Annotated in this window: 9 protein-coding genes and 1 pseudogene; 6 read left to right on the forward strand and 4 right to left on the reverse strand. The window is 69.2% G+C overall.

The features are described from left to right. Nucleotides 1–89: 89 nt before the first annotated feature. From N8I87_RS26110 to N8I87_RS26120, 3 genes and pseudogenes are all read left to right on the forward strand, one after another. Nucleotides 90–782 (forward strand): annotated as a pseudogene (locus N8I87_RS26110) (hypothetical protein); the annotation flags it as partial. A gap of 81 nt (nt 783–863) precedes the next feature. Then, nucleotides 864–1,757: a phosphotransferase family protein gene (locus tag N8I87_RS26115; RefSeq protein WP_317633566.1), complete on the forward strand. Its 894-nt coding sequence runs from the start codon at nt 864–866 to the stop codon at nt 1,755–1,757. Between the two features lie 5 nt (nt 1,758–1,762). Continuing rightward, on the forward strand, nt 1,763–2,077 hold the full coding sequence (locus N8I87_RS26120) for a hypothetical protein (protein WP_263212219.1): 315 nt from the start codon (nt 1,763–1,765) through the stop codon (nt 2,075–2,077). On the opposite strand, the gene N8I87_RS26125 is transcribed toward N8I87_RS26120, so the two are convergent. From N8I87_RS26125 to N8I87_RS26140, 4 genes are all read right to left on the reverse strand, one after another. After that, complete coding sequence (locus N8I87_RS26125) at nt 2,058–2,828, reverse strand: succinate dehydrogenase/fumarate reductase iron-sulfur subunit (protein ID WP_263212220.1); 771 nt, start codon at nt 2,826–2,828, stop codon at nt 2,058–2,060. The genes N8I87_RS26120 and N8I87_RS26125 overlap by 20 nt on opposite strands. Next, nucleotides 2,825–4,789, reverse strand: coding sequence for a fumarate reductase/succinate dehydrogenase flavoprotein subunit (locus N8I87_RS26130; protein ID WP_263212221.1), 1,965 nt, complete (start codon nt 4,787–4,789; stop codon nt 2,825–2,827). The genes N8I87_RS26125 and N8I87_RS26130 overlap by 4 nt, the downstream gene beginning before the upstream one ends. 18 nt (nt 4,790–4,807) lie before the next feature. Further along, complete coding sequence (gene sdhC, locus N8I87_RS26135; protein ID WP_263212222.1) at nt 4,808–5,629, reverse strand: succinate dehydrogenase subunit SdhC; 822 nt, start codon at nt 5,627–5,629, stop codon at nt 4,808–4,810. Nucleotides 5,630–5,702: 73 nt separating this feature from the next. Beyond that, the gene (locus N8I87_RS26140) at nt 5,703–5,993 is read right to left on the reverse strand and encodes an Rv0250c family protein (RefSeq protein WP_263212224.1); all 291 of its coding nucleotides are present in this window, start codon (nt 5,991–5,993) and stop codon (nt 5,703–5,705) included. Between the two features lie 326 nt (nt 5,994–6,319). Between N8I87_RS26140 and N8I87_RS26145 the strand changes: the two genes are divergently transcribed. From N8I87_RS26145 to N8I87_RS26155, 3 genes are all read left to right on the forward strand, one after another. Next, nucleotides 6,320–8,413 carry an ABC transporter family substrate-binding protein gene (locus N8I87_RS26145; protein ID WP_263212225.1) on the forward strand — a complete coding sequence of 698 codons (2,094 nt, stop codon included), beginning with the start codon at nt 6,320–6,322 and terminating at the stop codon, nt 8,411–8,413. A 252-nt stretch (nt 8,414–8,665) separates the two neighbouring features. Further along, on the forward strand, nt 8,666–10,582 hold the full coding sequence (gene typA / locus N8I87_RS26150; protein WP_263212226.1) for a translational GTPase TypA: 1,917 nt from the start codon (nt 8,666–8,668) through the stop codon (nt 10,580–10,582). A 564-nt stretch (nt 10,583–11,146) separates the two neighbouring features. Further along, nucleotides 11,147–12,181: an ABC transporter permease gene (locus N8I87_RS26155; protein ID WP_263212227.1), complete on the forward strand. Its 1,035-nt coding sequence runs from the start codon at nt 11,147–11,149 to the stop codon at nt 12,179–12,181. Nucleotides 12,182–12,228 lie beyond the last annotated feature (47 nt).

Below are 12,228 nucleotides of genomic sequence, written 5' to 3' on the forward strand. Positions count from 1 at the left end.
ATGACGTCACATTTCGGAGCGTATGGGCAGGTAAGCGCCTCCGCGACCGCTGTGGATGCGCGTGGGGGACGACGGACAGGGGGTACGGGATGGACACGGCACCGATACGGCCCACGGACGGCGAGGTGCCGACGGCGGAAGGTGATGCGCCGGGGGAGGCGGGCCGGGATGCCGGTGCGGGCACCGGTCCCCGGGGCCGGCGTCGGTGGGTCACATGGACGCGGCGAGCGGTGCTCGCGGTGGTCCTCGCCGTTCTCGTACCCCTTCTCGCCGCCGAGACCGCCCTGCGCGTGAACTACACCGGTGACCCGGTTGACGGTACGTACACCAGGAACAAGGACGCCATCTGGCTCGGGCACGCCTGGGTCGACGGGCGCAAGAAGGACGTCGATGTCGAGGCCCTCGCCCGTCGGCTGCGCGACACCGGCATCCGGGATCTGTACGTCCACTCGGGTCCCCTGGAGCACGACGGAACCCTTCCCGAGTCCGACCATCCGAAGGCGCGTTGGCTGATCGCCGCCGTGCACCGGGAGCTTCCCGGCGTACGCGTCCAGGCCTGGCTCGGCGACAAGCTGGCCGGCGAGTCCCCGGACGGCCTGCGCCTGGAGCGCGCCGCCACCCGCGCGGCCGTCGTCCGCTCCACCCGGCAGATCCTCGCCGCCGGCTTCGAGGGCGCCCACTTCGACCTGGAGCCCCTCCACTCCGGCGACCGCGACTACCTGTCCCTCCTGGACGACCTGCGCCGCGTCACCCGCGACAACAACGCCCAGCTCTCGGTCGCCGTGACCCGCACACGACAGCAACCGACCGTCGCCGCACTCGCCCCGCTCGCCCGCGCCGCCGTCGGCCCGGCCCGCACCCTCGTGGCCGTCACCCGGCTGCGCGGCGGCTCCAAGAAGGGCGCCTACCGCCTCGCCCTCGACGACGGCACGACGGCGGTCGCCTACGTCTGGTCCCCGGACGAGGACTACTGGGACCAGCCGGACAGCGACCCCCGCGACCCGTTCTCGCACGCCTCCGGGCTCGACCTGTTCACCGCGTCGCACGCCCGCCTGTCCGCCCTCGGCGTTCGCACGCCCCGCCTGCTGCACGCCGACCCGGAGGCGGACGCGGCCGTCGTCGAGGACATCCGGGGCGGCAGTCTGGAGGAGGCGCTGCGGCGCGACCCGGACGCGGCCCGCCCGGTCCTGGAGCGGCTGGCCGAGGCGCTGGCGGAGATGGGCGAATGCACGGCGGCCGGCTACGGCAAGGTGAACCTCGTCGACAACGGGGGCTCCTCGCACGGCAGTTCCTGTCGGCAGCTGGTCACCGACCGCGCGCTGGCCGACATCGCCGAGACCGCCGTACGCGACCCGCGGATCGCCGCCGCCCGCCAGGCGTTGGAGGACGCTCTGCGCTCCTTGGCCGCCGAGGTCCGCTCGCGCGCCCGGCACACCCTGATCCACGGCGAACTCGGCCCGGACCACGTCCTCGTGGACGCCGACGGGAACCCCGTGCTCATCGACATCGAGGGGCTGATGTACTTCGACGCCGAGTGGGAGCACGTGTTCCTGCGGCTCCGCTTCGGCCCCGCGTACGACGCCCTCCGCGCCCCCGGCCTCGACGAGGCCCGCCTGCGCCTGTACCGCCTGGCCATGCACCTGAACCTGGTCGCGGGCCCGCTGCGCCTGCTGGACGGGGACTTCCCCGATACGGAATTCATACGCGGTATCGCCGAGTACAACCTGGTGCATGCGCTGGCCCTGGTGGGACGATGACCGTCATGCACATGTTCTTGGTCGTCGCGGCGGCGCTGGCCGTGACGCTGATGGCGGTGGCCGGCATCGCGGGCATCACGACCGGCTGGGTGGTGCCGTTCGGCCGGCACCGCGTCCTGCGGCCGAAGCTGTGGGGGTACAGCCAGCTGCTCGGCGCGGTCGGGATGTCCCTGTGGATGTTCCTCGGCGTGTTCCCCAGGAAATTCGATGTGATCCCGCTCATCGGCTGGTTCCTGTTCATGGGGAGCCTGGGCATCCAGATACTGGCCCAGCGCCCCGGCCGTACCCCCCGGCCGGCCCCTACGAAGTCCGCCTCCTGATCTTCGACCCGAGCCACACCAGCGGGTCGTACTTGCGGTCGACGGCCCGCTCCTTCATGGGGATCAGCGCATTGTCAGTGATCTTGATCCCCTCGGGGCACACCTCCGTGCAGCACTTGGTGATGTTGCAGTAGCCGAGGCCGTGTTCGTCCTGGGCCGTGCTCTTGCGGTCCAGGCCGGTCTCGGCCGCCGCGTCCAGCGGGTGCATGTCCAGTTCGGCCACCCGCATCAGGAAGCGCGGCCCCGCGAACGCCTTCTTGTTCTCCTCGTGGTCGCGCACCACATGGCAGGTGTTCTGGCACAGGTAGCACTCGATGCACTTGCGGAACTCCTGCGACCGGTCCACGTCCTCCTGCATCATCCGGTACTCGCCCGGAGCGACTCCAGTGGGCGGCACGAACGACGGAACCTCCCTGGCCTTCTCGTAGTTGAAGCCGACGTCCGTCACCAGGTCGCGGATCACCGGGAAGGTGCGCAGCGGAGTGACCATGATCGTCTCGTCGCGGGTGAAGACCGACATCCGCGTCATGCACATCAGCCGCGGCCGCCCGTTGATCTCCGCGGAGCACGAACCGCACTTGCCCGCCTTGCAGTTCCAGCGCACGGCCAGGTCCGGCGTCTGGGTGGCCTGGAGGCGGTGGATGATGTCGAGCACCACCTCGCCGTCGTTGACCTCGACCTTGAAGTCCTCCAGGCCGCCGCCCTCGACATCACCCCGCCACACCTTGAAGCGGGCCTCGTAGCTGCTCACTCGTAGAGCTCCTCTTCGTCGAGGTACTTGACCAGCTCCTCCTTCTCGAAGAGGGCGAGCAGGTCCGGGCGGATGGGTTCGGTGGTCTCACGGGTGAGCTCGATCTGGCCCTGGACCGGGTCGGTCGCGGCCAGGCCGCCGGTCGGGTCGGCGAGAGCGCACAGCAGGTTGACCGGACGCCACCTGCGGTCCATCGTCGGGTGGTCCTCGCGTGTGTGCCCGCCGCGCGACTCCGTGCGCTCCAGGGCGGCCCGCGCCACGCACTCGCTGACCAGCAGCATGTTGCGCAGGTCCAGGGCGAGGTGCCAGCCCGGGTTGAACTGGCGGTGGCCCTCGACACCGGCCCGGCGGGCCCGTACCCGCAGATCCGCGAGCTTCTCCAGGGCCTGGGCCATCTCGCCCTCGCGGCGGATGATGCCGACGAGGTCGTTCATGGTCTGCTGGAGTTCCTGGTGCAGGGTGTACGGGTTCTCCGGCGGGTGTCCGTCGTCCGTCCCCTCGGGACCCTCCGCGGAGAAGGGGCGCAACGCCTCGGCCGCCGCCATGTCCACCTGGGTCTCGTCCACGGGCGGGCGGGCGCCCGCCAGGCCCGCCGCGTACTCGGCCGCGTGCCAGCCCGCCCGGCGCCCGAACACCAGCAGATCCGAGAGGGAGTTGCCGCCGAGCCGGTTGGAGCCGTGCATGCCGCCCGCGACCTCACCGGCCGCGAACAGGCCCGGCACCCCGCGCGCGGCCTCCGTGTCGGAGTCGACCGCGATGCCGCCCATCACGTAGTGACAGGTCGGCCCGACCTCCATCGGCTCCGCCGTGATGTCGACGTCGGCCAGCTCCTTGAACTGGTGGTACATGGAGGGCAGCCGGCGCTTGATGACGTCGGCCGGCATGCGAGTGGACACGTCCAGGAAGACCCCACCATGGGGCGATCCCCGGCCCGCCTTCACCTCGGAGTTGATCGCGCGGGCGACCTCGTCGCGGGGGAGCAGCTCGGGTGGGCGCCGGTTGTTCTCCTGGTCCTCGTACCAGCGGTCGCCCTCCTCCTCGGACTGGGCGTACTTCTCCTTGAAGACGTCGGGGACGTAGTCGAACATGAACCGCTTGCCCTCGGAGTTCCTGAGCACCCCGCCGTCGCCGCGCACCGACTCCGTCACCAGCAGGCCCTTGACGGACGGCGGCCAGATCATGCCCGTCGGGTGGAACTGCACGAACTCCATGTTCAGCAGCGAACCGCCCGCGAGCAGCGCCAGCGCGTGCCCGTCGCCCGTGTACTCCCACGAGTTCGAGGTCACCTTGAAGGACTTGCCGATGCCGCCGGTCGCGATGACGACGGCGGGCGCTTCGAGGACGAAGAAACGGCCGAACTCACGGTCGTACGCGAAGACGCCACTGACCCGGCCCGCGGCGGAGCCGCTATTGGATGCAGTGTCCTTGAGGATCCGGGTGACCGTGCACTCCTGGAAGACCTTCAGCCGGGACTCGTAGTCGCCGGTCTCGCGGTGGTCCTCCTGCTGGAGGGAGACGACCTTCTGCTGGAGGGTGCGGATCAGCTCCAGGCCCGTGCGGTCGCCGACGTGCGCGAGGCGCGGGTACTCGTGGCCGCCGAAGTTGCGCTGGGAGATCTTCCCGTCCTTCGTACGGTCGAACAGCGCGCCCCAGGTCTCCAGCTCCCACACCCGGTCCGGGGCCTCCCGCGCATGCAGCTCGGCCATCCGCCACTGGTTGAGGAACTTGCCGCCGCGCATGGTGTCGCGGAAGTGGACCTGCCAGTTGTCGTGCGCGTTGACGTTGGCCATCGCCGCCGCGATGCCGCCCTCGGCCATCACGGTGTGCGCCTTGCCGAACAGCGACTTGCAGATCACCGCCGTACGGGCGCCGCGCTCCCGGGCCTCGATCGCGGCGCGCAGCCCGGCGCCGCCGGCACCGACCACGACGACGTCCCACTCCTGCCGTTCGACCACGGACATCAGAAGGCCCCACCCAATCTAGAAGAAGCGCGGATCGTCGAAGACACCGGACGCGATCAGATAGACGTAGAAGTCGGCGAGCGCCACGCTCACCAGCGACGCCCAGGCCAGCTCCATGTGGCGGGCGTTCAGCTTCCCGACGAACTGCCACGCCTTGTAGCGCACGGGATGCTTCGAGAAGTGCTTGAGCTTTCCGCCGAGGATGTGCCGGCAGGAGTGGCAGGAGACGGTGTACGCCCAGATCAGCACGATGTTGGCCAGGAAGACCAGGGTGCCGAGCCCCATGTGGCCCCAGCGGTAGTGCTCGTCGCGGAAGGCCAGCACCGTGTCGTAGGTGAGGACTCCGGCTACCAGGAGGGCGGCGTAGAAGAAGTACCGGTGGATGTTCTGCAGGATCAGCGGGAAGCGCGTCTCGCCGGTGTACTTCTTGTGCGGCTCGGCCACCGCGCAGGCCGGCGGGGACAGCCAGAAGCTGCGGTAGTAGGCCTTGCGGTAGTAGTAGCAGGTCAGGCGGAAGCCCAGCGGGAAGATCAGGATGATGATCGCCGGGGAGATCGCCCACCAGCTGCCGAACAGATCGGCGTTCGGGCCCGCGTGCATGGGCCGGCAGTTGTCCGCCAGGCACGGGGAGTAGAAGGGTGAGACGTACGGCGCCGCGTAGTAGTGCGCATTGGCGAAGGCCCGCCAGGTCGAGTAGACGACGAAGGCGAACAGACCGGCCGCGGTGACGGCGGGGGCCAGCCACCAGCGGTCGGTCCGCAGATGCGGGGCGGCGATCGCGGCGCGCGTATCGGTGTGTACGCCGCCGCTGTTCATATGGGGTTCCGTACCAGTGGCCAACTCATGACTCCGGTCGGGTTCGGGTGAGTGGGGGTGCCTGTCGGCACCCCCTCGGGGCCTGCGGGCCGCGCTCCTAGGGGGCGTGCCGGTCGCGGGCGCCGAGACCCTCGTCGTCCGAGTCCGTCCACAGGCTGATGTCGTACGGCGTGTCGGAGATCGTCACGAGATCGGGGCGACGCGGCTGACCGAGGCCGGGGGCGACCTCGCGCAGCAGTGCCACGCTCTCGCGCAGGTGATCGGCGTCGGCGCGGACGCGGCGTATCTCCAGTCCGCCGCTCCCGAGCTGTTGCTCCAGGCGTCCGACGGACCGGAACAGGTCGTCGAGACAACGCTGGACTGACGTCAGGTCGTCGTGCACGGACATGACGTGACCTCACTTCCCGCGGACCTCGTGGTCCTAGGCGGCAACGTTCATGCGCCTGCGAGTGTTGCGCGTCACACCTGCCGATGTGAAGGCATGTGCAGCGATTGGCGGATTGCGCGCCTCCACCGCACGCCCGCACGCGCGCTCTGTGTGCGCCGGGAGCGCGTGTTGCGCCGCACGGGTGGGCTTGAGAGCCCCCGCCGCCGTGTCGCCCCCGACGGGCGAACCCTTTCCTCTTCAGTGGGTCCGTACATCTGATCAGCACCAAAATACCGCCAAATGTGAACAGACCACACCCGTGTCACCGGGCTCCCCGGAGGTAGTAGATGTCCCACGACGGCGTCGCACCGCGCGCGGTCATGCGCTCGGTCGCCTTCCTCACCGCCGGCGCGCTCGCGGTACCCGTCCTCGCCGGCTGCAGCTCCGGGGACGACGAGGCGGGCCGTCCGCTGGCCGGACAGGACATCGCCCCCGCCGCCCGGAACCTGGTCGCCGACGGCGGCACCCTGCGCTGGGCGGTGGACGCCGTCCCGGAGACCCTGAACACCTTCCAGGCCGACGCCGACGCGGGTACCACCCGGGTCGCCCAGGCCGTTCTGCCCTCCATGTTCCGAACCGACCAGAACGGGCGCCCGGTCCGCAACCCGGACTACCTGGAGTCCGCCAAGGTCATCGAGACCGAGCCGCGCCAGGTCGTCCTGTACAAGCTCAATCAGCAGGCCGTCTGGAGCGACGGCCGGGAGATCGGCGCCGCCGACTTCGCCGCCCAGTGGCGCGCCCTGTCCGGCAAGGACGCCGCCTACTGGTCGGCCCACAACGCCGGCTACGACCGCATCGACAAGATCGAACGCGGCGCCAACGACCTGGAGGTCCGGGTCACCTTCAGCCGCCCGTATGCCGACTGGAAGTCGCTGTTCTCCCCGCTGTACCCGAAGGACGTCATGGGCACCCCGGACGCCTTCAACGACGGGGCGCGCCGCAAGCTCCAGATCAGCGCCGGGCCCTTCAAGGTCGACAAGGTCGACACCGCCAAGAAGGACATCGTCCTCAACCGCAACCCGCGCTGGTGGGGCCGCCCCACCAAGCTGTCCGAGATCGTGCTGCACGCCGTGCCCCGCGACAAGCGGGCCACCGCGCTGGCCGACGGCACCGTGGACCTGGCCGAGATCGCCCCCGCCGAGGTCGAGCGCATCAGCGTCGCCGGCCGCGACGGCGGCACCGGCACGCCCCTGCAGGGCGCCGGGCGCGTCTCCGCCAAGAAGCCGCAGGACAAGCTGAGCGGCGTCGAGGTCCGCAAGTCCCTGGATCCGGCCTACACCCAGCTCGCCCTCAACGGCTCCGGGGGACCCCTCGCCGACGAGCGGGTCCGCCGTGCCGTCGCCCGTGCCCTGGACCGTACGGCGCTCGCCAAGGTCGCCCTGACCCCGCTCGGCCTGCCCCCCGTCCCCGTCGGCAGCCACCTCGCCCTCTCCGGGCAGACCGACTACGCCGACAGCAGCGGAGCCCTGGGCGGCCAGGACACCAAGGAGGCGCAGGCGCTGCTCGCCGAGGCCGGATGGGTGCTCGGCGGGCCGGTCAAGGAGCAGAAGAAGCCCGAGAAGGCGGCCGGACCGCAGGGCAGCGCCGCCGACCGGTCCAACGGCGGCGACGACGGCGTGTTCATCGTCGGCGAGGACAACAAGGACCCCAGGGACCACAAGAACAAGCACCGTGAGCCGACCGGTGACGAGGGCGGCAGACACCTCGCACAGGACGGCAAGCAGTACACCGAGCGGCACGTGCAGCAGGGCGGCGCGCCCGGCGCGTACGCCCCCAAGGGCACCGCCGCCCCGGCCGGGGCGGCCGCCGGGACGCTGGCCAAGGACGGCAAGGCCCTCACCCTCCGCTTCGTGCTCCCCTCCGGTCCCGGCTCGGACACCCTGCGCTCGGTCGCCGACCGGATCACGCAGATGCTGGAGAAGGTCGGCATCCGCACCGAGATCACCAGGGTCCCGGACGAGAGCTACTTCAAGGACCACATCGCCTCGGGCCAGTACGACCTGGCCCTGTACTCCTGGCCGTCCTCCGCCTTCCCCGCCACCGACGCCCGCCCGGTCTACGCCAAGCCGGTCCCGGCCGCCGACGGCTCCCTGAGCGTCGAGCAGAACTACACCCGCGTCGGCACCGACCAGATCGACCAGCTCTTCGACGAGGCCGCCGCCACCCTCGACGAGGACGAGGCCAAGGACCTGATCCGCAAGGCCGACTCCCGCATCTGGGCGGCGGCCGGCTCACTGCCCCTCTACCAGCGCCCCCAGCTCATCGGCGCAAGAAAAACCCTGGTCAACGCGGGCGCCTTCGGCTTCCAGACCCCGATCTACGAGGACATGGGCTTCCTGAAGAAGGGCGCGATGATGGCCCCGGGCCCGACCAAGAGCTAGGGGCGCAAGGGACTCACGACGAGTCCGGGGTGCCTGGCACGCCGGCGCTTCCATGTGATCGGGGCCGGACCTCTTCAGGAGGTCGGGCCCCGATCGACGCTTGCCCGACGATCAGTCGGAAGCCTCCGGAGTGAGCCTCCCGCCGAGGGCACGTAACATGGGGTGAGGCCGTGGCATGTCAAGCCCGGCCGGGCCCGCGTCACACGGACGTACGCAGAGGGCCTTCCTCACACCCCGGGAGTACGTCGCAATATGACTGTGTCCGCGACACGTCACGACATCCGCAACGTCGCCATCGTCGCCCACGTCGACCACGGCAAGACGACCATCGTCGACGGCATGCTGAAGCAGGCCGGTGCCTTCGCCGCCCACCAGCTCGACTCTGTCGACGACCGCATGATGGACTCGAACGACCTGGAGCGTGAGAAGGGCATCACGATCCTCGCCAAGAACACGGCGGTGAAGTACCACCCCAAGGACGGTGGCGACCCGATCACCATCAACATCATCGACACCCCCGGCCACGCCGACTTCGGCGGCGAGGTCGAGCGCGGTCTGTCGATGGTCGACGGTGTCGTGCTGCTCGTCGACGCCTCCGAGGGTCCGCTGCCGCAGACCCGCTTCGTGCTCCGCAAGGCCCTCCAGCAGCGCCTGCCCGTCATCCTGTGCATCAACAAGACGGACCGCCCGGACTCCCGCATCGACGAGGTCGTCAACGAGACCTACGACCTCTTCCTCGACCTGGACGCGGACGAGGAGCAGATCGAGTTCCCGATCGTGTACGCGTGCGGCCGTGACGGCATCGCCTCGCTGACCAAGCCGCAGGACGGCACGGTCCCGGCGGACTCCACCAGCCTGGAGCCGTTCTTCTCCACGATCCTGGAGCACATCCCGGCCCCGACCTTCGACGAGGAAGCGCCGCTCCAGGCCCACGTCACCAACCTGGACGCCGACAACTTCCTCGGCCGTATCGCGCTGCTCCGCGTCGAGCAGGGCGAGCTGCGCAAGGGCCAGACCGTGGCCTGGATCAAGCGCGACGGCTCGGTCAGCAACGTTCGCATCAGCGAGCTGATGATGACCGAGGCCCTCACCCGCAAGCCCGCCGAGAAGGCCGGCCCGGGTGACATCTGCGCCGTCGCCGGTATCCCGGACATCATGATCGGCGAGACCCTCGCCGACACCGAGAACCCGGTCCCGCTGCCGCTGATCACGGTCGACGAGCCCGCGATCTCGATGACCATCGGCACCAACACCTCTCCGCTGGTCGGCCGCGGCGGCACCGGCAAGGGCGCCGACGCGAAGGCGGCCGTCAAGGACCGCAAGGTCACCGCCCGCCAGGTCAAGGACCGCCTCGACCGCGAGCTGATCGGTAACGTCTCGCTGCGCGTCCTGGACACCGAGCGGCCGGACGCCTGGGAGGTCCAGGGCCGTGGTGAGCTGGCGCTCGCCATCCTGGTCGAGACCATGCGCCGGGAGGGCTACGAGCTCACCGTCGGCAAGCCCCAGGTGGTCACCAAGGACGTCGACGGCAAGGTCTACGAGCCGGTCGAGCGCATGACGATCGACGTGCCCGAGGAGCACATGGGCGCGGTCACGCAGCTCATGGGTGTGCGCAAGGGCCGTATGGACAACATGTCCAACCACGGCTCCGGCTGGGTCCGCATGGAGTTCGTCGTGCCCTCCCGCGGTCTGATCGGCTTCCGTACCGAGTTCCTGACCCAGACCCGCGGCACCGGTATCGGCCACTCCATCCACGAGGGCTTCGAGCCCTGGTTCGGCACGCTCCAGACCCGTAACAACGGCTCCCTGGTCGCCGACCGCTCCGGTGCCGTCACCGCCTTCGCGATGACGAACCTGCAGGAGCGCGGTGTGCTCTTCGTCGAGCCGGGCACCGAGGTGTACGAGGGCATGATCGTCGGCGAGAACTCCCGCTCCGACGACATGGACGTCAACATCACCAAGGAGAAGAAGCTCACCAACATGCGGTCCTCGACGGCCGACGTGGCCGAGTCGATCGTGCCGCCGCGGAAGCTGTCGCTCGAGCAGTCGCTGGAGTTCTGCCGCGACGACGAGTGCGTCGAGGTGACCCCGGAGGCGGTCCGCATCCGCAAGGTGAACCTGGACGCCCGCGAGCGCGCCCGCGCCGCGAGCCGCGCCAAGCACGGCTGACGCACGCACGGCGAACCGCAGCCCGGAGCCCGGGTGTCCCCATGGTGGGGATGCCCGGGCTTTTTGCAACCTGTTTTTCGGGTGGCTGATGTCCGTAATGCGGAGATCAATGCCCGATACCGATGTAACACGCCCGTTTCGCGCCCTTCTTAGGCCGAACACTTTGTCCAGATTTTGGAAGGTCTACGCGTGAGCTGTGACTGAATTGAGATTTAAGAACGGTGGTCGGTGGTCGGCCCATGGCAGATAGTTAGCCGCGTACCGCTCGGGTCAATGGGTCTCGTGCTGTGGGGGCAGTGCCGACTCATGAGTACCAGGGGGTGTCTGACCCTCCGTCAGGGTGTTGGAGGACGTGGACGGTTACCCCCTCCCGTTGGTGAACACGTGACGTCATGAGGAGGAACCCTCCATGCGTGGTTATTCCTGCCGTTCGTCCGGCGACCGGGTCTGAGAATCCCGCGACCGCTCAGCGCGGCCGTTCAACTACGCGCGTTCCACTGCGGATTCGCGTGGCTCGGAGTACCTGGACGCCTCTCACACCCACACTTGTGAAACGGACGAACAGTGACAAGTCCTATCGACATTGAGGGCGGCGGGACAACGGTGGCCGTCGGCGGCGACTCGGGACCGCAGACGCAGCCCGAAGCCGCCAAACTCGAAGGCCGGTCCCCCGGCCAGCTGATGTGGATCCGCTTCAAGCGCGACCGTACGGGCGTGATCTCGGCCTACGTCGTGGGCTTCTTCTTCCTGGTCGGGCTGCTCGCGCCGCTGATCTCCTCGCTGTACGGCAAGAACCCGTACACAGTGTACGCGGACGAACGCCCCGAACTCTTCGACAGCGCCGGCGTGCCGGTGCAGCCCAACGGCGGTATCAGCAGCGAGTTCTGGTTCGGCCTCGAGCCCGGCAACGGCTACGACGTCTTCACCAAGCTCATCTACGGCATCCGCACCTCGCTGATGATCTCCGTCGCCGTCACGATCGCGGTCGTCGTGACCGGCATCGTGCTCGGCGTCGCGGCCGGCTACCTCGGCGGCCGGACCGACTTCTTCATCGGCCGGGTCATCGACTTCCTGCTCGCCTTCCCGGCGCAGCTGTTCTTCATCGCCTCCATGCCCGTCGTGGTCTCACTGTTCGTCAGCCCGCGCGACGAGACACCGACGTACGTACGGGTGGTCGCGCTCATCCTCGTGCAGTGGTTCCTCGGCTGGATGAGCCTGGCCCGCATCCTGCGCGGCACCTCACTGGCCCTGCGTGAACGGGAGTTCATCGAGGCGGCCAAGGTCAGCGGGGCCTCGCCCTGGCGGATCATCCGCAAGGAGATCCTGCCGAACGTCGTCACACCGCTCCTGGTGCAGGCGACGTATCTGCTGCCCGCCTTTGTGACCGCCGAGGCCGGCCTGTCCTTCCTGGGCGTGGGCATCGTCGAACCGACGCCCGACTGGGGGCAGATGTTCTCCAAGGCGTCCACCGAACTGGTGATGCAGAACGACATCACCTACATGTTCTTCCCCGGCATCTCGATGATCATCTTCATCGTCGCCTTCAACCTGCTCGGGGATTCGGTCAGGGACGCCTTCGACCCCAAGACCGCTCGCTGACCGGGCACTTGCACATCTTCTCCACGGCAGTTCTTCCGCACTGGTGA

Source organism: Streptomyces sp. HUAS 15-9 (assembly GCF_025642155.1).
Lineage (GTDB): Bacteria > Actinomycetota > Actinomycetes > Streptomycetales > Streptomycetaceae > Streptomyces.